Here is a 24,183-nt window from a genome sequence, read left to right as displayed (position 1 = left end):
CGTCCCCGGCGGCGCCTTGGCAAAACCCTTATAATTGTATGGATACACGTATCCAAGTTGTCATCATGCCTACGAATCCGATCAAGCACTTCCTGCAGTTCTCCGACTTCACCCGCGACGAATTCGAGTATGTGATCGAACGCGCCAGCGTCATCAAGCAGAAGTTCAAGAACTATGAGATCTACCACCCGCTGATCGACCGTACCCTGGTGATGGTCTTCGAGAAGAATTCGACCCGCACCCGCCTGTCGTTCGAGGCTGGCATGCACCAGCTGGGCGGCGCCGCCATTTACCTGAACACCCGCGACAGCCAGCTGGGACGCGGCGAACCGGTGGAAGACGCGGGCCAGGTCATGAGCCGCATGTGCGACATCATCATGGTGCGCACCTTCGGCCAGGAGATCATCGAGCGTTTCGCCGCCAATTCGCGCGTACCGGTGATTAACGGCCTGACCAACGAACACCACCCGTGCCAGGTCCTGGCCGACATCTTCACCTTCGTCGAACACCGCGGCTCGATCACCGGCAAGACGGTGGCCTGGATCGGCGACGCCAACAACATGCTGTATTCGTGGCTGCAGGCGGCCGAAGTGTTCGGCTTCCACCTGAACGTGTCGACCCCGAAGGGCTACGACATCGACCCTTCGCTGGTGTCGACCGAGCGCTACACCTTCTTCGCCAACCCATCCGACGCCTGCGAAGGCGCGCACCTGGTCAACACCGACGTGTGGACCAGCATGGGCTACGAGAAGGAAAACGCCGAACGCCTGGCCGCCTTCGACGGCTTCATCGTCGACTCGGCCAAGATGGCGCGGGCCGACAAGGAAGCGCTGTTCATGCACTGCCTGCCTGCCCACCGCGGCGAGGAAGTCTCCGCCGAAGTCATCGACGGCCCGCAGTCGGTCGTCTGGGACGAGGCCGAAAACCGCCTGCATGTGCAGAAAGCCCTGATCGAATACCTGCTGCTCGGACGTATCGATAACAAATAACCTTTACCACCAACCCTGTACTATCGTCGGCCTTCGCTCCTGTTTGCAGGAGCGGCGTTCCCAAGGGCCGGCTGACCATTAACCCCTCCCCACGTCTTACACTGGAACTCCCATGAGCGACATCAAAAAAGTAGTTCTCGCCTACTCCGGCGGCCTCGATACCTCCGTCATCCTGAAATGGCTTCAGGATAACTACGGCTGCGAAATCGTCACCTTCACGGCCGACCTGGGCCAGGGCGAAGAGCTCGAGCCTGCGCGCGCCAAAGCGATCAAGTTCGGCATCAAGCCTGAAAACATCTATATCGACGACGTACGCGAAGAATTCGTGCGCGACTTCGTGTTCCCGATGTTCCGCGCGAACACCGTCTACGAAGGCGAGTACCTGCTGGGCACCTCGATCGCGCGTCCCTTGATCGCCAAGCGCCTGATCGAGATCGCGCGCGAAACCGGCGCCGACGCGATCTCGCACGGCGCCACCGGCAAGGGCAACGACCAGGTGCGCTTTGAACTGGGCGCCTACGCGCTGAAACCTGATGTCAAGATCATCGCGCCATGGCGCGAGTGGGACCTGCTGTCGCGCGAGAAGCTGCTCAAGTACGCGGAAGACGCTGGCATCGCGGTCGACATGAAGCACAAGAACGGCGGCGCGCCTTACTCGATGGACGCCAACCTGCTGCACATCTCCTTCGAAGGCCGCCACCTGGAAAACCCGAGCGCGGAAGCCGAGGAATCGATGTGGCGCTGGACGGTCAGCCCTGAAGCGGCGCCGGACACCCCGGAATACCTCGACATCGAATACGAAAAAGGCGACATCGTCGCCCTGAACGGCGTGCGCATGTCGCCGGCCGCGGTGCTGACCGAACTCAATCGCCTCGGCGGCAAGCATGGCATCGGCCGCCTCGACCTGGTCGAAAACCGCTACGTCGGCATGAAGTCGCGCGGCTGCTACGAAACCCCGGGCGGCACCATCATGCTGCGCGCGCACCGCGCGATCGAATCGATCACCCTCGACCGCGAAGTGGCGCACCTGAAGGACGACCTGATGCCGCGCTACGCGTCGATGATCTACAACGGCTACTGGTGGGCGCCTGAGCGCGTCGCGATCCAGACCCTGATCGACCACACCCAGCAGACCGTCAACGGCTGGGTACGGATCAAGCTCTACAAGGGAAATGTGATCGTCGTCTCGCGCGATTCGAAGACCGATTCGCTGTTCGACATGAACATCGCGACCTTCGACGAAGACGGCGGCGCCTACAACCAGGCCGATGCGGGCGGCTTCATCAAGCTGAACGCGCTGCGCATGCGCATTGCGGCCAAGGCACGCGAAAAACGGGGCCAGTAACCTAGCTTTGCCGCATTCGAAGGCCGCCCCTGGGCGGCCTTTTTCGTTCACGCCAAAGCAACACAAGCGATTTTCTCCTGTGAAAACGCCCCGCCCGGCCCGTCAAAATGTTACATTCGGGGCACAAATTTTGGTATCTGGAGAAACTATGCTGCAAGACCTTAGCATCAAGCAAAAACTCTACGCCGGCTTCGGCGCCATTGTCGCGATCTTGCTGGTTTTGCTCGTTCTCGCCTACAACAATTTCTCAAAAGTATCTGAGGCCACCCGCCTCGACCGCCACACGCTGGAAGTGCTGCTCGAAGCCGACCAGATCGGCGCCAATGTGCTGGATATCCAGAACCAGGTGCGTGGTTACCTGCTGACCGGCGACGAACGCTTTTTGACGCCCGAAATCGACGAGGAAGCCCTGCTGCACAAAAACGTCAACTACGCGATCAGCCTGACCGCCGACAACCCCGTGCAGCAGGAACGCATTCGCAAGGTCGACGCCACCATCGACTCATGGCTCAAAAACGTGATTCGTCCATTGACCGCAAAGCGCCGCGCGCTTGGCCAGGCGCCCGGCGCCACCGAGCAGATCGCCCGCGCACCGGAACTGAACGCCGGTTTCACCTCGGTAGCGGAGTTACGCAGGATGCTGGCGGAGGTAGCGGCTGAAGAGAACCGCCTGCTGACGCAACGCTCTGCCGAATCGGCCGAACTGCAGCGATCGATGTCGATGGTGCTGGTTGCCGGCGGCACGATCTGCATCCTGCTTGCCTCGACGATCGCGGTGATGCTGGGCCGGGCCCTGCTGACGCCACTGAACAACCTGACCCAGGTGGTTGGCCAGATCGCCGCCGGCGACCAGTCGGCGCGCGCGCGCGTGCTGTCGCGCGACGAACTCGGTGAAGTCACCACGGAATTCAACCGCATGGCCCAGGCCATCGAGGACAGCCAGGCCAAGGAACTGGCCGCTGCCAACGAACTGCGCGCCAAGGTCGATGCGCTGCTCGACGTGGTGTCGAAGGCCGCCAGCGGCGACCTGACCGGCAGCGTCACCGTCAGCGGCGAGGACGCCATCGGCCGCATGGGCGATGGCCTGAAAACCATGGTCGAGAACTTGCGCCAGCTGATCAACAACGTCCAGAAGGCCGGCATCCAGGTGACCACCTCGGCCACCGAGATCGCCGCCTCGGCCAAGCAGCAGGAAGCAACCGGCGTCGAACAGGCGCAAACCAGCGTCGAGATCCTGTCGACCACCAAGGAGATGTCGGCCAATACCGCGCAGCTGCTCAAGACGATGGAAGACGCGACCGCGGTGGCCGACTACACCACCAGCGCCACCGCCGACGCCCAGAACAACCTGCGCCGCATGGACCAGACCATGCAGAACATGGTGGCGGCAACCGATTCGATCAACGCCAAGCTGGCCGCGCTGTCCGAAAAGGCCAGCAACATCAACAGCGTGCTGACCACCATCACCAAGGTCGCCGACCAGACCAACATCCTGTCGCTCAATGCCGCGATCGAGGCGGAAAAAGCGGGCGACGCCGGACGCGGGTTCTCCGTGGTGGCCACCGAGATCCGCCGCCTGGCCGACCAGACCTCGGTGTCGACCTGGGACATCGAGCAGATGCTCAAGGAGATGCAGTCGGCGGTATCGGCCAGCGTCATGGGCATGGACAAGTTCTCCGAAGAGATCCGCCGCAGCGTGGGCGAGGTCAGCCAGGTGGCCGAGCAGCTGTCGTCGGTCATGGACCAGGTCCAGAAGCTGGCGCCGCAGTTCGACGTGGTGCTGCAGGGGATGCAGTCGCAGGCCGTCGGCGCCAGCCAGATTTCGGAGACCATGATGCAGTTGAACGACGCCACCCAGCAGACCGTCGAGTCGCTGAAAGCCACCAGCGAAGCGGTGCACCAGCTGCAGTACGCCGCCAGCGACCTGCAATCGTCGGTGGCCACCTTCGCGGTCACCAACTAAGCAGCGCATGAAGGTACTGGTCTTCCACATCGGCAGCGACCGCTATGGGCTGCGGCTCGGCGCCATCGCGCGGGTGCTGCCGGCCGCCGGCCTGAAACTGCTGCCGCTGGCGCCCGCGTTCGTGGCCGGCCTGCTCGACCTGCATGGCGAACCGGTGCCGGTGATCGACCTGTCTCAGCTGGCGGGCGCCCCGGCGCTGCAGCTGTGGTTCGATACGCGCATTATCCTGCTCGACTACCGCGTGGACGGGTCCAGCCGCGCCCTCGGCCTGCTGGCCGAGCATGTCGCGGGCATCGAAACAATCGACATGGCCTCCCTGTCCGACAGCGGTGTTTCGGGCGCGCCCTTCCTCGGCCGGGTGGCCAGCTCCGCGGCAGGCATGCTGCAGCTGGTCGAACCTGAAGGCCTGCTGACCGACGCGGTGCGCGCATTGCTGTTCCAGCCGCAGGAGGCGCCGCCATGAGCATCCGCGACCTGGTGCGCCAGCAGACCGGGCTCGACCTGAGCGCGGTGGTGATCGACCGCGCCGTGGGCCGCCGCATGGCCGAATGCGGCGAGGCCGACGCTTCCGCTTACGCCGCCAACATCACGCCCGCCGAGATGCGCGCGTTGATCGAACTGCTGGTCGTGCCCGAGTCGTGGATGTTCCGCGACGCCGATGCATTCAGCGCCGCGGTGGCGTTTGTCCAGCGCCGCCTGGCGGCGTCGCCGGGACGGTCGGTACGCATCCTGTCGGTGCCCTGCGCCGGCGGCGAAGAACCTTATTCGATGGCGATGGCGCTGCGCGACGCCGGCGTCGCGCCAGCCTTGTTCCGCATCGATGCGATCGACCTGTCGGAAGTGGCGCTGCAGCGCGCACGGCGCGGGCGCTACACCCGCAATGCCTTCCGCGGCGCCAACCTGGCGTTTCGCGAACGCTACTTCACCGCCGTCGGCAACGAGTTCCAGATCAATGAGGAAGTGCGCGCCCAAGTCAGCTTCAGCCAGGGCAATCTGCTGGCCAGCGACCTGGCCGCCGGCGGCCGCTACGACGTGGTCTTTTGCCGCAACCTGCTGATCTATTTCGACGAGCCGACCGCCGCCGCGGCAATCGCGCGGCTGCATGCGTTGCTGGCCGACGGCGGCGTGCTGTTCGCCGGCTATGCGGAGGTGCCGACCTACTGCCGCTATGGATTTTCCTCCCTGCGCGTGGCCAATGCGTTTGCGTTGCAGAAGGCAGTCGAGGCGCCTGCTGCGCCGGCGCCGGCGGCGCGCGCACCGGCGGCGCCAGCACGCCCGGCGCGCCCGCCAGCGCCCCGCGCCGCCGTTGCCGCGGCGCCCCAGCGCAAGCCGCAGCCGCAGCGCCAGCCCGCCCCTGCCCCGGCCACCCTCGATGCCGGCGCGGCCCTGGCGCAGGCGCGCAAGCAGGCCGACCAGGGCGACCATGCCGCTGCGGCCGCCGCCTGCAAACGCGTGCTGGAGACCGCACCGGATGCGGCCGACGCCTACTTCATCCTCGGGCTGACCAGCGAGTGCAGCGGCGACCTGCCCGCGGCCGAGGGCTACTGGCGCCGCTGCGTCTACCTGAAGCCCGACCATTACGAAGCCTTGTGCCACCTGGCGTTGCTGGCGCGCGAACGGGGCGACGCGGCGCAGTCCGACGCCTTGCGCCAGCGCGCCGCGCGGGTCTACCAGCGCGCCAATGACGGCGCGCGCAAAGGAAGGCCATGAACGAGACCAGCTGCTGGAACCAGGTCGGCGTGGCGGGCGACAAGAGCTGCGACAAGCTCGCGCCGGTCGTCCACTGCCGCAACTGCGATGTCTATGCCGGCGCCGCCCAGCGCAACCTGCAGCGCCCTGTCGGCGACGACTACCGCGCCGAATGGGCCGCCCTGCTGCGCCAGCCGGTGGCGGCGGGCGATGCCAGCGACACGTCGGCACTGGCGTTTCGCATTGGCCGCGAGTGGCTCGCGCTGCCAACGGCGATGGTGTCGCAAGTGGCGCCGCAGGCACCGGCCCACCGGCTGCCGCACCGCGGCGGAAACGGGCTGGCGGGCATCGTGAACGTCGGCGGCAAGCTGGTGCCCGCCATCTCGCTGGCGGCGCTGCTGGGCATCGACGAACGCGACGCGCCAGCCCGGGCCGGCCGCCACACTTTCGCGCGCCTGCTGGTGGTGGACTGGGAAAACCAGTCCTTTGCGCTGCCGGTGGCTGACCTGTACGGCATCGTGCGCTACGCCTCGGCAGGCCTGACCCCGCCTGCGGCCACCATCAACCGCGGTCTGGAGCGCTTCCTGCTGGGCGTGGCCAGCCGCGAGGACATGCACATCGGCGTGCTCGACGCCTCATTGATCGGACACCAGATGACGAGGCTATTGCGATGAGCCAGCCCCCCTACGGCGACCTGAGCCAGTTCTCGATGCTCGACCTGTTCCGCATGGAGGCGGAGGGCCAGGCGCGCACGCTCACCGACGGGCTGCTGGCGATGGAGCGCGGCGCCGTAAGCCTTGAGGCGATCGACGTGCTGATGCGGGCCGCGCATTCGATCAAGGGCGCCGCCGCCATCGTCAACCTCGACGTCGCGGTGCAGGTTGCACATGCGATGGAGGACGCTTTCGTCGCGGCCCAGGCGGGGCGGCTTGAACTGACTCCGGCGCGCATCGACGTGCTGCTGTCGGGCGTCGACCTGATCATGCAGTTCGCGGCGCTGACCGACGCCAGCATCGACAGCTGGATGGCGCAGAACGCAAACGCCGTCACGACCGCGATCGCGGCCATTGCCGGCATCGCGTCCGTGCAGTCGGCGCCTTCGCTGCCGCCCCCGGCTGCGGCGCCCACGCCGCCCGCTCCGCCCGCGCCTGCCGAAGCAGCGCCAGCTCCGCAGGCCCAGCAGCCGCAGGCGCCGCGCGCGAGCCAGAACTACGACCAGCTGCTGGCACTGGCCAGCGAATCGCGCATCAACGCCCACCAGATGCGGCCGCTGGTGGAATCGCTGCAGCGCCACAAGCGCCACCAGTCGGCTGTGCTGCAGGCGATCGAACAGCTGCACGAGGCCGTCATGCGCAGCGGCGACGCGGCGCTGGTCGAGCGTTCGTCGCAGCTGCTGCACAAGACCGCCCCGCTGAAGCAGTTCGTGATCGATCATATGGCCGACATCGAGGGCTACGAACGGCGCGTGCTGGGCGTGTCGGCGGCGCTGGTCGAGGAGGTGCTGGCATTGCGCATGAGGCCTTTCCGCGACGGCGTGCACGCCTTCCCGCGCATGGTGCGCGACCTGGCGCGCAGCCTCGGCAAGGACGCCCAGCTGATCATCGAAGGCGAGGAGACGCTGGTCGACCGCGACATCCTGTCCCGGATCGAAAGCCCGCTGAACCACATGCTGCGCAATGCCGTCGACCACGGCATGGAAACGGCGGTCGAACGCATGGACGCCGGCAAGCCGGCGTCCGGCACGATCCGGCTGGAAGCGCGCCACCGCGCCGGCATGCTCAACATCGAAATCAGCGACGACGGGCGCGGGGTCGACCTCGATCGCATCCGCGCCAACGTGGTCGCGCGCGGCATGGCCAGCGACGCCATGGCGGCGGCGATGTCGTCGGCGGAACTGCTGGAGTTCCTGTTCCTGCCCGCGTTCAGCCTGAAGGAAACGGCCAGCGCGATCTCCGGGCGCGGCGTCGGCCTCGACATCGTCCAGCAGGTGATCCGCGAACAGAACGGCAGCGTACGCCTTGAGTCGCAGCCGGGCGTCGGTTTCCGCACCTCGATCACGCTGCCGCTGACCCAGTCGATCGTGCGCGCACTGGTGTTCGACGTGCAGGGCGAAGCCTACGCCATCCCGATCGTCAAGGTCGAACGGGTGCTGAAGGTCCCCCAGTCAGGTATCAGCACCCTGGAAAACAAGCAGTTCTTCGATGCCGGCGGCGGCGAGCATCTTGGCCTGGTGCCGGCGGCGCAAGTGCTGGAGCTGGGCCAGATGGAGCCCGGCGGCGACGAACTGGCGGTACTGGTGATCGGCAGCGGCCAGCGGCGCTACGCGCTGGTGGTCGACGCCATCCGCGGCGAACACAGCCTGGCGGTGCAGGCGCTCGATCCGATTTTCGGCAAGATGCGCGACATCAGCGCCGCCGCCCTGCTCGACGACGGCTCTCCGGTGCTGATCCTCGACGTGGCCGACCTGCTGCTGTCGATCGACAAGCTGCTCCATGCCGGTGGCCTGCACAAGCTGTCGGGCGCCGGCAGCACCGAGCGGCGCCGCAGCCGCCGCGTGCTGGTGGTGGACGACTCGCTGACGGTACGCGAGATGGAGCGCAAGCTGCTGCTCGGGCGCGGCTACCAGGTCGATGTGGCGATCGACGGCATGGACGGCTGGAACGCGGTGCGCAGCGGCGCCTACGACCTGGTCATCACCGACGTCGACATGCCGCGCATGGATGGCGTCGAACTGGTCGCGCTGATCCGCAAGGATATCGACCTGCACAAGCTGCCGGTGATGATCGTGTCGTACAAGGACCGGCCGGAAGACCGCGCGCGCGGCATGGCGGCCGGCGCCGACTACTACCTGACCAAAGGCAGCTTCCACGACGAGACCTTGCTCGACGCGGTGTTCGACCTGATCGGAGACCCGACGATATGAAGATCGGCATCGCCAACGACGTCGCCATGGCGGCCGAAGCGCTGCGGCGCGTTGTCGCCAGCACCAGCGAACACCAGGTGCTGTGGATCGCCCGCACCGGCCTGGAGGCGGTGCGCATGTGCGCCGACAACCGTCCCGACCTGGTGCTGATGGACCTGAACATGCCGGAGCTCGATGGCGTCGAAGCGACCCGCCAGATCATGGAAAAGTCGCCGTGCGCGATCCTGATCGTCACCGGCCAGCCGCAGGACAGCGTCAGCGCGGTATTTCGCGCGATGGGCGCCGGGGCGCTCGACGTGACGGCCACGCCAGTGTTGCGCGGCAGCGGCGGCGACGCCGAACTGCTGGCGAAGATCAAAACCATCGGCAAGCTGCTGCGCGTGAGCCGCACCGACACGGCGGCGGCGCGGGCCGCCCCCGCCGCGGCCGCCGACAACGGCGCCGTCAGCCACCTGCTGGCGATCGGCGCCTCGACCGGGGGACCGGCTGCCATCGCAAGCATCCTGGCTGGCTGGCAGCCGCCGGCTGGCACTGCCATCGTCATCGTCCAGCATATCGACGCCCACTTCGCACCGCAGTTCGCACGCTGGCTCGGCGACCAGCTGGCGTTGCCGGTGCAGGTGGTGGTCGACGGCGACAGGCTGGCGCCCGGCACCGTGCAGGTGGCCATGACCAACGACCACTTGCTGCTCGGGCCGGGCGGGCGCCTGCACTATGACGCCAACCCGCGCGACTACGCCTACCGGCCGTCGGTCGACGTGTTTTTCCGCTGCGTGGCCCAGCACTGGACCGGCCCGGCGACCGGGGTGCTGCTGACTGGTATGGGGCGCGATGGCGCCGCCGGCCTGCTCGCCATGCGCGCCTCCGGCAAGTCCACCATCAGCCAGGACGAAGCGTCCAGCGCCGTCTACGGCATGCCGCGCGCGGCGGCCGACCTGGGCGCGGCGCAGAATATTCTGTCCCTCGATGGGATTGCACGCGCCATCCGCAGTAAAATTGGCGTCAGATTATAAATACGGTCCCGCGCAGGCGGCGCCATCACAAAGTTGAGCATGTCAGAAGATAACCAGGGCAGCACCCAGCAGGATTCGAACGTCACGCATTTCAAGGTAAGGGTGCTGCTGGTGGATGACCAGCTGATCATCATCGAAGCGGTGCGGCGCATGCTCGACGGCCATCCTGACATCGAATTCCACTACGTGAGCAATGCCGCGGTTGCGGTGGAAACCGCCGTGATGATGCAGCCGACCGTGATCCTGCAGGACCTGGTGATGCCCGACATCGACGGCTTCGCCCTGATCCAGGCTTACCGCCAGCAGCCCTCGCTGGCGCCGGTGCCGGTCATCGTCTTGTCGGCCAAGGACGACGCCAAGCTCAAGGCGCACAGCTTCGCGGTCGGCGCCAACGACTACGTGGTGAAGCTGCCGGACCGGCTCGAACTGCTGGCGCGGGTGCGCTACCACTCGTCGGGCCACATCAGCCGCCTGCAGCGCGACGAGGCGTTCCGCTTCCTGCGCGAGAGCCAGCAGCGGCTGGCCGACGCAAATATCGAACTGCAGAAGCTGGCCGCCCTCGACGGCCTGACCGGCATCGGCAACCGCCGCCGATTCGACGAGGTGCTGCCGGTCGAATGGCAGCGCGGCCAGCGCGAACGCAAGCCGCTGTCGCTGCTGATGTGCGATATCGACTGCTTCAAGCACCATAATGACACCTTCGGCCACCAGGCCGGCGACATGTGCCTGAAAAAAGCCGCCGCGATCCTGACCGAACACCTGAAGCGCCCGGCCGACCTGGCGGTGCGCTACGGCGGCGAGGAGTTTGCGATCGTGCTGCCCGATACCGATTCGGCCGGTGCGATGCTGATCGCCGAAGCCTGCCGCAGCCATCTCGAGGCGCTGGCGATCGACAACACCGGCGCGGCGGTGGGCGACGTGGTGACCATGTCGATCGGCGTGGCGACGGTGGTGCCCGGCCCGGAGAGCTCGGTGGAAGAATTGATGGCACGCGCCGACAAGGCCCTGTACGCTGCCAAGTCGGACGGACGCAACAGGGTTTGCCTCGCGCCCGTTTAAGCGCGGCTAGACGAACACCGGTTCCGGGTCGAGCATGACGCCGTAGCGTTCGTGCACGTCGGCCTGGATGGCGCGCGCCAGCGCCAGCACGTCGGCGCCGCTGGCGCCGCCATTATTGACCAGTACCAGCGCCTGCTTCGGATAGACGCCGGCGGCGCCAAGGTGTTTGCCCTTCCATCCGCACTGGTCGATCAGCCAGCCCGCGGCCAGCTTCTCGCTGCCGTCCGGCTGCGCGTGATGCACCAGCGCCGGAAACCGCTCCAGCAAGCGCGCGCATTCGGCGCCGCTGACCACCGGGTTCTTGAAGAAGCTGCCGGCGTTGCCGATGACCGCCGGGTCGGGCAGCTTGCGGCGGCGGATCGCCACCACGGTGTCGCTGACCTGCTGCGCGGTAGGCTGTTCGATGCCGGCATCGAGCAGCGCCTGCGCCAGTTCGGCGTAGCGCAGGTTCGGCTGCCAGTTGCGCGGCAGCGCAAAGGTGACGTCGATGATCGCCAGGCCCTGCCCTTCGGCGTGCTTGAACACGCTGTCGCGGTAGCCGAAGCGGCACTCGGCGGCCGTCATCGTGCGCAGCGCGCCGCTGGCCATGTCGAACGCCGTCAGCGAATGGAATACGTCCTTGATCTCCGCGCCATACGCCCCGATATTCTGGATCGGCGCCGCGCCCAGGGTGCCGGGGATGAGCGACATGTTCTCCAGCCCGCCCAGGCCCTGCGCCAGCGTGTACTGGACGAAGCCGTGCCAGTTTTCGCCCGCCGCGCCGCGCACCAGCACATGGGTGCCGGTGTCGCCGACGATGTCCTTGCCGGCGCCGGCCATGTGCAGCACCAGGCCGTCGAAGTCGCGCGTGAGCAGCACGTTGCTGCCGCCGCCCAACAACAGGCGCGGCAGCGCAGACAGCGCCGGGTCGGCCATCACGGCGGCCAGGTCGGCGGGTCCGGCCACGCGCAGGTAGCGGCGCGCCTTGGCGTCGATGCCGAAGGTATTGAGGGACTTGAGCGGGAAATCGTGTTCGATGGCGAGGCGTGTGTGCATGGGATACCGTATTTTTTGCTCGATTATAGGACACAAGCCACATTTTCCGGCATCCGGACCGGGACGGGAGCCGGTTGTCCGTTAAAATATCGGCATTCTACAATTAGCAAGTAAAACAACAGAGGAAACCTACTATGCCATCGTTTGACGTCGTCTCCGAAGCAGACATGATCGAAGTGAAGAATGCGGTCGAGCAGACCAACAAGGAAATCACCACCCGCTTCGACTTCAAGGGCAGCTCGGCCAAGGTCGAACAGAAGGAAGCGGAACTGACCGCCTTTGCCGATTCCGATTTCCAGCTGTCGCAGGTACGCGATGTCTTGATCAACAAAATGTCCAAGCGCAAGGTCGATGTCCGCTTCCTCGACGAAGGCAAGATCGAAAAGATCGGCGGCGACAAGGTCAAGCAGGTCATCAAGGTGAAGAACGGCATCGAGACCGAGGACGCCAAGAAGATCGTCAAGGTGATCAAGGACAGCAAGATGAAGGTGCAGGCCAGCATCCAGGGCGAATCGGTGCGCGTCACCGGCGCCAAGCGCGACGACCTGCAGGCCGCCATGCAGATGCTGCGCAAGGATGTGCCGGACATGCCGCTGGAATTTAACAATTTCCGCGATTAAGCAACGCTCCCCAAGCCACCCCGGAAGCGAAGCTTTTGGGCATGCCTGCCCATGGAGTAGAATGGAAGGTGCGCAACGCGCGATAGCCGTGTTACGCGCCCTGGAAACTCGGTAGTCTAAGGATAGCAATGAAACGTGTTGATGATTTCCGCCTGCGTCTGGGCAACAAGGAATATGTTCCCATCATGATTGGCGGAATGGGTGTCGATATCTCGACCTCGGAACTGGCGCTGGAGGCTGCGCGCCTGGGCGGTATCGGCCATATCTCCGATGCGATGGTGCAGGATGTGTCCGACCGCAAGTTCGACACCACCTTTGTCAAAGACAAGACCAAGACCTACAAGTTCAATATCAACAACATGGACAAGGCGGTGGTGCAGTTCGACCTCGAGCGCCTGGCCGAGGCAACCCGCCTGCACGTGGGCGCCACCATGGCGGCGAAAAAAGGCGATGGCCTGATCTTCGTGAACTGCATGGAAAAGCTGACCATGAATTCGCCGAAGGAAACCTTGCGCACCCGCCTGTCGGCCGCGCTGGACGCCGGCATCGACGGCATCACCATGTCGGCCGGCCTGCACCTGGGCTCGTTCGCGCTGATCGAAGACCACCCGCGCTTCCGCGACGCTTATCTCGGCATCATCGTGTCGTCGGTGCGCGCGCTGCAGCTGTTCCTGCGCAAGGTGTCCAAGCTGAACCGCTTGCCTGACTACATCATCGTCGAAGGCCCGCTGGCCGGCGGCCACCTCGGCTTCGGGCTCGACTGGGCCGAATACGACCTGCACACCATCATGGACGAGATCCATGCCTTCATGCGCGCGGAAAACCTCGACATCCCGCTGATCGCGGCCGGCGGCATCTTTACCGGCAGCGACGCCGTCAGCTTCCTCGAAAAAGGCGCCGGCGGCGTCCAGGTGGCGACCCGCTTCACCGTCACCCACGAGTGCGGCCTGCCCGACAACGTCAAGCAGGAGTACTACAAGGCGTCGGAAGAAGACATCATCGTCAACGGCGTGTCGCCGACCGGCTACCCGATGCGCATGCTCAAGAACACCCCGGCAATCGGCTCGGGCATCCGCCCTGGCTGCGAGTCCTACGGCTACCTGCTCGACGCCACTGGCAATTGCTCGTACATCAATTCGTACAACCGCGAAGTGATGGCCAATCCGGATGCCCGCCAGGTTGTCGTCATGGACAAGACCTGCCTGTGCACGCACATGCGCAACTTCAACTGCTGGACCTGCGGGCATTACACCTACCGCCTGAAGGACACCACCCACAAGCTGGCCGACGGCAGCTACCAGATCCTGTCGGCCGAGCACGTGTTCAAGGATTACCAGTTCAGCGTCGACAACCAGGTTGCGCTGCCTGAAAAGCAGGAAGCCGCGCTCGCCTGAGCTGCCCCTTGCCCGCCCGAAGCCCGCGCCTGACGCGGGCTTTTTTCTGCAAGCATCGTATTAAAATCGAACCTCATGAGCCAGGATGAGTCTAACCTGTATGTTCAAGGGGACTCCATGCTCGTCAGCGAAGAAACCGAGATTGCTGCGCTGCTCACTGACGCGGCTGGTAATGTCATCAGCTGGAACGACAAATGCGCCGCGATGTTTGGCGTTCCCGCGGCCGCCGCGCTGGGTCGGCCGCTAGGCAGCCTGCTCGACGTGCCAAGCGGCGCGGAGCTGTTCGAACATGGGGCCGAGACCAGCAATCACTGCGATGCGCTGGAACTGGGCATTCCCATGCCCGACGGCAGCCGCCGCGAGGTTGAACTCTCTCTACTGCGACAGCATGGCGACAATGGCCAGCTGCCCGGTTTTGTCGGCTTTTTCGTCGCCGCGCCCAGCGGCGAGGAAATGTCGCTGGTCGGCCGCATGCCGCTCTGTAGCGTCATCGACATGCTTCCCGGTACGTTTTATGTCATTCGCGAGGACGGCACCTTTGCTCTCTGGAACAAAACCCTCGAGCGTGTCACGGCCATGACGCCGCAAGAGCTGAAGGTGGCGCATGCGCTCGACATGTATGACCTCGCCGACAAGCGCATCCTGTCCGCCAAGATCAAGGAAGTATTCCAGAACGATGCACAGGCATTCGTCGAAGCGAACTACCTCGACAAATACGGCAACGCCACGCCCTACCTGCTGTGCGGCGCGCGGATCGAATGCCGCGGCCGCAACTACCTGTGCGGCATGGGCATCGACCTGACCGAACGGCGCGCCCAGGAAGAAGTGCTGCGCGTGCGCGAGCGGGCCCTGCATGCGTCCAGCAACGGCCTGGTCATCACGCGCTGCACCGAGCACGACAACCCGATCGAGTATGTCAATCCCGCCTTCGAACGCATCTCCGGCTACTCCGCAAGCGAAGTCATCGGCCGTGATTCGCGTTTCATGGCCGCACCGGGGCTCGATGAAGAGGAGCGCAAACGCCTGCGCAAGGCCATCCGCGCGCGCCAGCAGGTCAATGTGGTGTTCCGCAACCTGCGCCGCAACGGCGAGGTGTTCTGGAACGACCTGACCATCACCCCGGTGGCCGACGGCACCGGCAAGGTCACGCATTTTATCGGCGTCATCAATGATGTCACCGCCCTCAAGCAGCGCACCGCCCTGCTGGAACACGAAGTCAACCATGATCCGCTGACCGGCCTCGCCAACCGCACCCTCCTGTGGGACCGGCTGGAACAGGCCATCCATATGGCCCAGCGCAACAAGACCCTGGTGGCCACCGCCCTGATCGACCTGAACGGCTTCAAGCAGATCAACGACAGCTACGGACACGAGGCCGGCGACGAAGTGCTGAAGGTGGTCGCCAAGCGCCTGCAGGCGTCGGTGCGCGAAAGCGACACGGTGGCGCGGCTGTCGGGGGACGAGTTCGTGCTGGTGCTGGTCAACCAGCCTTCGCTGCGCTACACGCTGCGCATGGTCGAGCGGCTGCGCGATGCCTTGTCGCGCCCGGTAGTGTTCGACAGCACCGAAATCGGCAGCGGCGCCAGCATCGGGGTCAGCGTCTATCCCCACGACGGCGGCAACGCGGTCGAGCTGGTACGTTCAGCCGATGTGGCGATGTACCACGCCAAGGCATCGCAAACAAACCAGGCTTATTTCTTCTCGGCCGACATGAAATCGACCACCGAAGCCAAGCAGAAGCTGGAAGACACGATGCGCCGCGCCATCGAAGGGCGCGAGCTGTTCCTGCAGTTCCAGCCGCGGGTCACCCTGGAGACCGGCTACATCAACGCGCTGGAAGCCCTGGTGCGCTGGCGCCACCCGGAGCACGGCATATTGCTGCCCGGCTCCTTCCTCTCCGACGCGGAGGAAAACGGCATGATCATCGACATCGGCCGCGAGGTGCTGGAACAGGCCTGCGACTTCCTCCGCCGGCGCCAGCGGGCCGGCCAGCCGCCGTTGCCGGTGGCCCTGAATTCCTCATCGCGCGAATTCAGCCAGCCGGGCTATGTGTCGAACATCGCCGCCGTGCTCGACCGTCATGACTTGCCCCCGGAGCTGCTGGAACTGGAATTGCGCGAGGATGGGCTCAACAATAATCACCAGCTGGGCATGGAAGTCATGTCGCAGCTGCGCGACCTCGGCGTGCGCCGCTCGCTGGACGCGTTCGGCGAGGGTATGTGCGACCTGAACTATGTGCAGAGACTGCCGCTGACCCACGTCAAGGTCGCCCGCGCGGCCATCAACCGCATTACCGAGGACGTGCGCAGCGGCGCGGTGGTCAAGGCGCTGATCGACATCGGCCATGACCTGGGCGTCAAGGTCATCGCCAAGGGAGTCGAGACGCGCACGCAGATGGAGTTCCTGCGTGCGAACGCCTGCGACGAGATGCAGGGGCGCCTGTTCTCGGAACCGCTGTCGGAATCGGCGCTCGAGGGCTTGCTGATGGCCAGCTCACCCGCCTGACCCTAGCCGTCGGAGGTGATGCGCCGCCTCAGCGCGCCCAGCACCTCCTCGGCCATGTCGTTCGACACCTGGCAGGTGCCGGCATTTTCGTGGCCGCCGCCGCCGTATTCGAGCATCAGGGCGCCGATGTTGGTCCGCGAACTGCGGTTCAGGAGCGACTTGCCGGTGGCGAACACCGTGTTCTGGTTTTTCAGGCCCCACAGCACGTGGATCGAGATGTTCGTCACTGGGAACAGCGCGTAGATGATGAAGCGGTTGCCGGCAAAAATGACTTCCTCGTTGCGCAGGTCGAGCACCACCAGGTTCTTGTCGACTGTGGCGCAGCGGCGGATCTGGTCCTTGCATTTCTGGCTGTGCTCGAAGTACAGGGCGGTGCGTTCCTGCACGTCGGGCATGGCCATGATGTCCTTGATGGGGAGGTTCCTGCACGCATCGATCAGCGCCATCATCAGGTTGTAATTGGAGATGCGGAAATTATGGAAGCGGCCGAGGCCGGTGCGCGCGTCCATCAGGAAATTGAGCAGGTCCCAGCCGGCCGGATCCAACACCTCTTCGCGCGAGAAATTGGCCGAGTCGCCCTTGTCGACGGCCGCCATCATGCCGGTCCAGGCCAGCGGGAATTTGCTGGCGCCGCCATAGTAATCGTAGACCACGCGCGCCGCCGACGGCGCCGACGGATCGATGATATGGTTGGCGCGCTCGCCCTTGTTGCGCAGGGTTTCGGACAGGTGGTGGTCGAAGGCCAGGTGCACGCCGGGGGCGTACGGCAGGTTGGTCGTGATGTCGCGCTCGCTGACGGCAATCTTCCCGTCTTGCATGTCCTTCGGGTGGACGAACAGGATCTCGTCGATCATGCCAAGGTGCTTGAGCAGCACGGCGCACACCAGGCCGTCGAAATCGCTGCGTGTAACTAGGCGGAATTTTCTGGATTCAGCAGACATTGGCATTCCCTTCCATCAAAAATGACAAAAGGCCGACTCGGCCCTGGCGATTGGATATCATACGCTGCCGGGTTTCCTGTACACATCAATCGCCAGCTTCCTTGCTACGCAACAAGCCGGGTGCGCATTCCAGTACCCGGATTGTGCAGACTGTCGCAAACGGATGGCCCCGCAAGCGGGCGCGGCCTACAGTTGCACCATCCCAACAGTATTTAACCGGGCAAAATGGCTTTTCCAGCGGCGCAGGCTTACACTGCGTGACAAAAAAGCACAACACGCCCACGGAAATCGAATCACATGCAAGCTCGCCCTCCTCTCCAGCAGTCATTCGCCAACAGCCTCGCCTGGTTGCACAAGGGTTTCGACGCGACGGCGACCTGGGTCACCCAGCTCTCGTGGTGGAAGTTCTTCCTGTTCGCCGCGCTGTCGCTGATCGCCGCCTCGATCGTGCAGGAAGAACTGTTCTCCGGCAGCGGCGGCCCGATGGTGGTCCGCAGCGACAACCATCGCGGCAAGCGCGACGCGTCCGAACCCCACATCGTCATCGACGACACCGGCATTCGTTTCAATCCGCGCAAAGGCAAGTTGCCGGCGCCGCCGGAGCCGCCCGAGCCCCCGGAAGCGGGCGAGCTGCCGGTACCGCCGGCGCCGCCGGCGGGCGCCAGCGCGAACCCGGACGACGGTTCCGTCCACATCGAACTGCCGCCGCAAATTGGCGAAGAATTGTCGAACGCAATCGAAGAAGCGGTCGACGACATGGCCGAGCAGAAAGTGACGCGCTATCACAACCAGGCGTCGACCTGGTTCAAGAGCTTCGTGTCGCTGCTGCTGCTGGCGCTGTTTGCGACCAAGGCGCTGATGGGCGGCAAGAAGCGCGCCGAAGCGGAAACGCAAAACGCCAACGCGGCCGCCGAGCGCGAATCGATGCAGCGCCAGCTGTCCGAGGCGCGCATGCAGATGATGCAGGCGCAGGTCGAGCCGCACTTCCTGTTCAACACGCTGGCCTCGGTCGAATACCTGATCGAAACCAACCCGCCGCGCGCCTCGGCCATGCAGCGCAGCCTGATCCAGTACCTGCGCGCCGTGCTGCCGCAGATGCGCGATAACGCCGTCGTCACCAACCTCGGCCGCGAAGCGGACATGGTCAAGGCCTACCTGAACCTGCTCAAGATGCGCATGGAAGAACGCCTGACGGTCGACATGCAGATTCCCGACGAACTGCGCAGCGCGGCCTTCCCGCCGATGATGCTGCAGTCGATGGTCGAGAACGCGATCAAGCACGGCCTCGAATGCAAGCCGGAAGGCGGCACCCTGAAGATCGTCGCCGAAGTGGCCGGCAACAAGCTGCGCGTGATCGTCTCGGATGACGGGGTCGGCTTCGGCGTGCACCCGAGCGACGGCACGGGCCTGGGCCTGCCGACGATCCGCGAACGCCTCAAGCTGCTGCATGGCGACCAGGGCAAGCTGACCATCACGGCCAACTCGCCAAGCGGCGTCATCGCTACCATCGAAGTTCCCTACCAGGTGTCGAAGTAAGCGATTGATTTACACCCGGTTTCGTTGAATAATTGTCACTCACTCTTAAAATCAGACCGACCCATGCCTACTGCGATCATTGCCGACGACGAAAGACTGATGCGCGACCAACTGCGCCTGCGACTGGGCCAGGCCTGGCCCGAGCTGGACATCATCGGCGAGGCGAAAAATGGCGAAGAGGCGGTCGACCTGGTCAGGGAGCTCAAGCCTGACCTGACCTTCCTCGACATCCGCATGCCGGGCAAGACCGGCATGGAAGCGGCGCGCGACATCGGCGCCCAGAGCAATGTGGTGTTCGTGACGGCCTACGACCAGTACGCGGTCGAAGCCTTCGAGCGCGGCGCGGTCGACTACGTGCTCAAACCGCCTGAGCAGGAACGCCTGCAGATCACCGTGGACCGCCTCAAGGCGCGCCTGGCCAAGCCGAAAGAGGCGGTGACCGAGAGCGTGACGGCGATGCTGTCCGAGCTGGCCGAAAAGATGTCCAAGCCGAAGCCGTCGTACCTGCAATGGATCCAGGCCAGCATCGGCCAGGACCTGCGCATGATCCCTGTGGAAGAAATTTTGTTCTTCCGTTCCGACGAAAAGTACACCTGCGTGCAGACCGAAAAGTTTGAAGCGCTGATCCGCAAGCCGGTGCGCGACCTGGCCGAGGAACTCGACCCGTCGCTGTTCTGGCAGATCCACCGCGCCACCCTGGTCAACGTGAATGCCATCGAAGGCGTGACCCGCGACATCCGCGGCCGCCACCTGGTGCTGATCAAAGGCCGACCGGACAAGCTGGAAGTGAGCCGCAGCTTCCTGCACCTGTTCAAGCAGATGTAAGGTCGTTCGCGCGCAGGCTCGATCTTTCCTATCGCAAAGCTTGCCCTAAATCAAGGCGCGATTTTTTCCAGAACCTTATCGTACGCGGAGGGCTCGAATCCGCGTGCCCATCTGCGGCAGGCAAGCATATGTGTTCGATGAGACGATCCGCCAAAGGATTGCAGGCAGTTGTGTTTTTGATCGGCATCGCCAGCGGTGCGGTCGCGGCGCGCCTGGTCAAATACGGCCGCGCGCCGCGCCTGTTGCGCAACCGCAGTCCGGGCATCATCGAAAACGCCAGCGATGCGATCATCTCGACCGATGAAAACCAGCACATCGTGCTGGCCAACCCGTCCGCCGCAGCGATGTTTTCGACCACGGTGGCCGACATGCAGGGCAGCCCGCTATCGCGTTTCATCAGCCCCGACCCTGTGCTGCTCGCCGGCGCCGGCGCCGGTTCCGCGCCCAGCGTCGCGGCCTGGTTCAGTGCCGGGCGCAGCGGCCGCCGGGCCACCGACTACGCGGTCACCGGCGTGCGCGCCAGCGGCGAAAGCTTCCCGCTGGAGGGATCGGTGTCGAGCAGCACCGAAAGCGGCGAATCGCTCTACACCATCATCCTGCGCGACGTTACCGCGCGCCAGCAGGTGCAGGAAAAGCTGTCGCGCTCGCATGCGCAGCTACGCCAGCTATCGGCCGCGCTGCAGACCATCCGCGAAGAAGAACGCACCCATATTGCGCGCGAACTGCACGACGACCTCGGCCAGCTGCTGGCTTCGCTGCGCATGGACCTGACCCTGCTCCAGCAGCAGCCAGGCGCCAGCCCCGATGCCCACCGCCTGATGGCAGGCATGGAAGAAAACCTGTTGACGGCCATTAGCTCGCTGCGTCGGATTGCCACCAACCTGCGCCCGCGCGCGCTTGACGAAGGCGGCCTGTACTTCGCGCTGCAAGGCTTGCGCGACGACTGGGTCGAACGCTACGGCATCCCCTGCGACCTGTACGCCGACGAGAACGAGCTGCGCCTGGACGACGCCGCCAGCACCGCGGTATTTCGCATCGTGCAGGAGGCGCTGACCAACATCGCCCGCCACGCCGACGCCAGCCACGTCACCCTGAACCTGTTCCGCACCGACCACCAGCTGCTGGTCACGATACGCGACAACGGCCGCGGCATCACGCCCGACGACATGGAGAAGGCCGAATCGCTGGGCCTGATCGGCATGCGCGAGCGGGTCTGGGCGATGAACGGCGAAATTACCATCAGTGCCGAAGAACCACCCGGCACCCGCATCGAAATTGTTTTACCGCTTCCCGACTGACAGCGGCTGTTGTTAATCAGCAACCTCCACTGCCCATGTCATGAAGTTGAAATACCGGCCAGTTAGCATGGCCTTCGATTCCTAGCAGTCACTGTAACAATCTTGAAACTTAATGGAGATCTTCATGCAACGAAAACTCTTGGCAGCTGCCTTGTTCGCGTCCCTTCCCCTCGTCGCCGCAGCGCAGTCGAGCGTCAGCATTTACGGTATCGCCGACGCTTCCATCGCACGCGAGGACACTGACGCAGTCAATGGCAGCCGGACCGTCGTCAACTCCGGCAACCAGTCGAGCAGCCGCATCGGCTTCCGCGGTACCGAAGACCTGGGCAACGGCCTGAAAGCCATGTTCAACCTGGAAGCAGGCGTTGCACTCGACACCGGCGCAAGCGACTCGGCCCTGTTCGGCCGCCGCGCAGTGGTCGGCCTGGAAGGCGCGTTCGGCCTGGTCACCCTGGGCCGCGAATACACCCCGATCGCGTCGGTTGCCGGCCAGTCCGACATCCTCGGCCAGGGCTTCTACGGCACCAACTTGTCGGCGTTCAACAGCGGCCGCCTGACCCGCCGCCTGAGCAACTCGGTTAACTACAAGAGCAGCTCGATGGGCGGCTTCAAGATCCTGGCTGCCTACGGCCTGGGTGAAACCACCACCGGCCCGTCGATGGACACCGCCGGCGTCGCGCTGGAATACGCAAACGGCCCGCTGTTCCTGGGCGCCGGCTACCACCAGGTCGAGCGCCTGGCGACTGAGGACGACAAGGAATACACCTTCGGCGCTGGCTACAAGTTTGGCGCGATTGAAGTCAAGGGTAACTACATGGTGGCCGACCGTGCCGGCGCGAACAACAAGTTCGAGCAGGCCAACATCGGCGCGGCAGTAGCCGTCGGCGGCGCAGGCAAGGTCTACGTCAACCTGCAGCGCAACGAGCAGGCTTCGGCAAAAGGCAATCTTTGGGCCCTGGCATACAGCCACTCGCTGTCGAAGCGCACCAACGTGTACACCACCCTGGCATCGATGCGCAACAACTCGACCGGCGTGTTCGGCATCAACGCTTCGGGCGTCAATGTGACCCCGCCAGCAACGGCGCCAGGTGCTGACCCAACCGCACTGGCACTGGGTATCCGCCACGCATTCTAAGCAGCACCAGCAGGAACGCAAAAGCCCGGACATGTCCGGGCTTTTTTACGTCAGCCAACCCCGTCATTCCCGCGAAAGCGGGAAGCCATACCGGGCAAGCGCTAACGATACAACTGACGCTAGCTGCTGAACGCCCGGCCATGGGTTCCCGCTTTCGCGGGAACGACGATGTGGCTTACTTCAAACGGCAGGTCAGCAGCCAGTAATACTCCAGCCGCGTAATCTTGATCTCACGTACTGACGACCCCATTTTCTTGCGCAGCGCGCTGTCGGACGGGTAGCTCTTGGGAATCTCGTAGCGCTCGCCATCCTCCGCCGTGCGGATCTGGAAAGTATTGCCTTCGAGGTCGGTACGCGCGACCGTCTCGCTGCTGCCTTCCACGTAGCAGTCGTCGAGCAGCACCAGCATCACATTCTTGCCCACTTTCTTGCTCAACTGGGCGAGGAAGCGCTCCTGCTCTTCGCGCCGCACATGCGACCACCAGAAGCCGATGAAGATTGCCGTAAAGCTGCCGATGTCGGCCGGCAGGTCGAATGCATCGGCCACGCGGAACTGCACCTTGTCGGCCGGCAGCGCGCGCAGCTTCGCCATCTCGATCATTTCGGGATTGATGTCGGTGGCCAGCACCGAGTCGGCCGTTTCGGCGATCACACGGGTCCAGTAGCCCGGGCCGCAAGCCAGTTCCAGCACCTTGTGCCCCTTGAGCGTGTCGGCGACCAGCTCGCGCATCTCGGCCAGGTCTTCCTGGCGCTCGGGTTTGTCGTACACGCGGTCGTGGCTGGAGGCGCTCTTTGCGTAATATTCTGCGGATCGTTCGGTAATCATGTTCTTCTTTAAAGCTCGTAAGTGTCTTTGGTGCCGCTCATGGCCGATTCGACCAGTTTGCGGTTAAGGGTGGGGGCCAGCAGTTCGATGAAGGTGTACACATAGCTGCGCAGGTAGGAACCCTGCTTGAATGCAACCCGCGAGGTATTCATGCCAAACAGCTGGCCGACCGAGATGGCGCGCAGGTTCTTGTCGCGTTCCGGGTCGAAGGCCATGCCGGCGATGATGCCGATGCCCATGCCGAGTTCGACATAGGTCTTGATGACGTCGGCGTCGATGGCTTCCAGCAGCACGTCGGGCTTCAGGCCACGCAGCGAAAACGCGTGGTCGATCTTGCTGCGGCCGGCAAACGCGCTATCGTAGGTAATCAAGGGATAGGTGGCGATTTCTTCCAGCGATACCGCCTTGGACTTGAGCAAGGGATGGTCGGGCGGCACCACGACGACGTGCTCCCACTGGTAGCACGGCAAGGTAATCAGCCCGTCCACGCTGGCAATCGACTCGGTGGCAATGGCCAGGTCGGCCTGGTCGCGCTGGACCATGTCGGCGATCTGGCGCGGGTTGCCTTGCAGCAGCGAAAGGCGGACCTTCGGGTATTTCTGCATAAAAGCCTGCACCACCCTCGGCAAGGTGTAGCGCGCCTGCGTATGGGTGCAGGCAATGGTGAAGCTTCCGCTGTCCTGGGCGGCAAATTCCTTGCCGATGCGCTTCAGGCTATCAATTTCTTGCATGACAACTTCTACCGACTCCAGCACCAGGCGGCCAGGCTCGGTCAGGCCGCGGATGCGCTTGCCATGACGGGTAAAGATGTCGACGCCCAGCTCTTCCTCGAGTTCGATAATGGCCTTCGACACCCCGGGTTGCGAAGTGAACAAGGCCTTGGCGGCGTCAGTCAGGTTGTAATTCTGTCGCACTGCTTCGCGCACGAAGCGTAATTGATGGAGGTTCATTGCCCTTTTTCTCAGTAAAACTCGCGATACGCGCATTTTATAAGAATGCTATATGCCCCATACGCATATAAGCAAATAAATTCTCAGTAGTTTGGAATAAAAGCTGAATTCCTTAGTATTGAGTCTAGTTTGGGGGA

Annotated in this window: 20 protein-coding genes; 16 read left to right on the top strand and 4 right to left on the bottom strand. The window is 64.3% G+C overall.

From position 1 onward, the window contains the following. Nucleotides 1-65: 65 nt before the first annotated feature. From argF to LMJ30_RS17520, 9 genes are all read left to right on the top strand, one after another. Entirely contained in the window at nucleotides 66-989 is a 924-nt protein-coding gene (gene argF, locus LMJ30_RS17560) for an ornithine carbamoyltransferase (protein WP_229433724.1), read from the top strand. Between the two features lie 112 nt (nucleotides 990-1,101). Continuing rightward, nucleotides 1,102-2,334 carry an argininosuccinate synthase gene (locus LMJ30_RS17555; protein ID WP_229433723.1) on the top strand — a complete coding sequence of 411 codons (1,233 nt, stop codon included), beginning with the start codon at nucleotides 1,102-1,104 and terminating at the stop codon, nucleotides 2,332-2,334. Nucleotides 2,335-2,482: 148 nt separating this feature from the next. Further along, on the top strand, nucleotides 2,483-4,297 hold the full coding sequence (locus LMJ30_RS17550; protein WP_229433722.1) for a methyl-accepting chemotaxis protein: 1,815 nt from the start codon (nucleotides 2,483-2,485) through the stop codon (nucleotides 4,295-4,297). A 7-nt stretch (nucleotides 4,298-4,304) separates the two neighbouring features. Beyond that, complete coding sequence (locus LMJ30_RS17545) at nucleotides 4,305-4,760, top strand: chemotaxis protein CheW (RefSeq protein ID WP_229433721.1); 456 nt, start codon at nucleotides 4,305-4,307, stop codon at nucleotides 4,758-4,760. Beyond that, a complete protein-coding gene (locus tag LMJ30_RS17540; protein WP_229433720.1) occupies nucleotides 4,757-6,007 on the top strand; it encodes a CheR family methyltransferase in 1,251 nt (416 codons plus the stop codon). Before LMJ30_RS17545 ends, LMJ30_RS17540 begins: the two co-directional genes overlap by 4 nt. Next, entirely contained in the window at nucleotides 6,004-6,660 is a 657-nt protein-coding gene (locus LMJ30_RS17535) for a chemotaxis protein CheW (protein WP_229433719.1), read from the top strand. Before LMJ30_RS17540 ends, LMJ30_RS17535 begins: the two co-directional genes overlap by 4 nt. Further along, nucleotides 6,657-8,909, top strand: coding sequence for a hybrid sensor histidine kinase/response regulator (locus LMJ30_RS17530; RefSeq protein ID WP_229433718.1), 2,253 nt, complete (start codon nucleotides 6,657-6,659; stop codon nucleotides 8,907-8,909). The genes LMJ30_RS17535 and LMJ30_RS17530 overlap by 4 nt, the downstream gene beginning before the upstream one ends. After that, nucleotides 8,906-9,922 (top strand): chemotaxis-specific protein-glutamate methyltransferase CheB, encoded by a 1,017-nt coding sequence (gene cheB / locus LMJ30_RS17525; protein WP_229433717.1) that lies wholly within the window; start codon nucleotides 8,906-8,908, stop codon nucleotides 9,920-9,922. Before LMJ30_RS17530 ends, cheB begins: the two co-directional genes overlap by 4 nt. 39 nt (nucleotides 9,923-9,961) lie before the next feature. Then, complete coding sequence (locus LMJ30_RS17520; protein WP_267869704.1) at nucleotides 9,962-10,981, top strand: diguanylate cyclase; 1,020 nt, start codon at nucleotides 9,962-9,964, stop codon at nucleotides 10,979-10,981. 6 nt (nucleotides 10,982-10,987) lie between these two features. On the opposite strand, the gene murB is transcribed toward LMJ30_RS17520, so the two are convergent. Further along, on the bottom strand, nucleotides 10,988-12,016 hold the full coding sequence (gene murB / locus LMJ30_RS17515; RefSeq protein ID WP_229433716.1) for a UDP-N-acetylmuramate dehydrogenase: 1,029 nt from the start codon (nucleotides 12,014-12,016) through the stop codon (nucleotides 10,988-10,990). Between the two features lie 134 nt (nucleotides 12,017-12,150). Here murB and LMJ30_RS17510 point away from each other — a divergent pair, with 134 nt between their 5' ends. The 3 genes from LMJ30_RS17510 (at nucleotide 12,151) to LMJ30_RS17500 (ending at nucleotide 16,535) form a co-directional block, all read left to right on the top strand. Beyond that, nucleotides 12,151-12,636 carry a YajQ family cyclic di-GMP-binding protein gene (locus LMJ30_RS17510; protein ID WP_229433715.1) on the top strand — a complete coding sequence of 162 codons (486 nt, stop codon included), beginning with the start codon at nucleotides 12,151-12,153 and terminating at the stop codon, nucleotides 12,634-12,636. A 128-nt stretch (nucleotides 12,637-12,764) separates the two neighbouring features. After that, a complete protein-coding gene (locus tag LMJ30_RS17505; protein WP_229433714.1) occupies nucleotides 12,765-14,030 on the top strand; it encodes a nitronate monooxygenase in 1,266 nt (421 codons plus the stop codon). Between the two features lie 117 nt (nucleotides 14,031-14,147). Beyond that, the gene (locus LMJ30_RS17500) at nucleotides 14,148-16,535 is read left to right on the top strand and encodes a sensor domain-containing protein (protein WP_229433713.1); all 2,388 of its coding nucleotides are present in this window, start codon (nucleotides 14,148-14,150) and stop codon (nucleotides 16,533-16,535) included. Nucleotides 16,536-16,537: 2 nt separating this feature from the next. Here the strand turns inward: LMJ30_RS17500 and LMJ30_RS17495 are convergent, their stop codons facing one another. Beyond that, nucleotides 16,538-17,476, bottom strand: a complete 939-nt coding sequence (locus tag LMJ30_RS17495; protein ID WP_229433712.1) for an exopolyphosphatase — start codon at nucleotides 17,474-17,476, stop codon at nucleotides 16,538-16,540. Nucleotides 17,477-17,773: 297 nt separating this feature from the next. On the opposite strand from LMJ30_RS17495, the gene LMJ30_RS17490 reads away from it, so the two are divergent. The 4 genes from LMJ30_RS17490 (at nucleotide 17,774) to LMJ30_RS17475 (ending at nucleotide 22,270) form a co-directional block, all read left to right on the top strand. Continuing rightward, nucleotides 17,774-19,012: a sensor histidine kinase gene (locus LMJ30_RS17490; RefSeq protein WP_229433711.1), complete on the top strand. Its 1,239-nt coding sequence runs from the start codon at nucleotides 17,774-17,776 to the stop codon at nucleotides 19,010-19,012. Nucleotides 19,013-19,075: 63 nt separating this feature from the next. Further along, nucleotides 19,076-19,837 carry a LytR/AlgR family response regulator transcription factor gene (locus LMJ30_RS17485; protein ID WP_229433710.1) on the top strand — a complete coding sequence of 254 codons (762 nt, stop codon included), beginning with the start codon at nucleotides 19,076-19,078 and terminating at the stop codon, nucleotides 19,835-19,837. Nucleotides 19,838-19,974: 137 nt separating this feature from the next. Then, nucleotides 19,975-21,135, top strand: coding sequence for a PAS domain-containing sensor histidine kinase (locus LMJ30_RS17480; RefSeq protein ID WP_229433709.1), 1,161 nt, complete (start codon nucleotides 19,975-19,977; stop codon nucleotides 21,133-21,135). Nucleotides 21,136-21,259: 124 nt separating this feature from the next. After that, nucleotides 21,260-22,270, top strand: a complete 1,011-nt coding sequence (locus LMJ30_RS17475) for a porin (RefSeq protein WP_229433708.1) — start codon at nucleotides 21,260-21,262, stop codon at nucleotides 22,268-22,270. A gap of 175 nt (nucleotides 22,271-22,445) precedes the next feature. On the opposite strand, the gene LMJ30_RS17470 is transcribed toward LMJ30_RS17475, so the two are convergent. Both LMJ30_RS17470 and LMJ30_RS17465 read right to left on the bottom strand, forming a co-directional pair. Further along, nucleotides 22,446-23,096: a class I SAM-dependent methyltransferase gene (locus LMJ30_RS17470; protein ID WP_229433707.1), complete on the bottom strand. Its 651-nt coding sequence runs from the start codon at nucleotides 23,094-23,096 to the stop codon at nucleotides 22,446-22,448. Nucleotides 23,097-23,104: 8 nt separating this feature from the next. Then, nucleotides 23,105-24,046, bottom strand: a complete 942-nt coding sequence (locus LMJ30_RS17465) for a CysB family HTH-type transcriptional regulator (protein ID WP_229433706.1) — start codon at nucleotides 24,044-24,046, stop codon at nucleotides 23,105-23,107. Nucleotides 24,047-24,183 lie beyond the last annotated feature (137 nt).

It is taken from the genome of Massilia agrisoli (genome assembly GCF_020831365.1).
Taxonomy (GTDB): domain Bacteria; phylum Pseudomonadota; class Gammaproteobacteria; order Burkholderiales; family Burkholderiaceae_D; genus Telluria_A; species Telluria_A agrisoli.
This window is presented reverse-complemented; position numbering and strand designations above follow the sequence as displayed.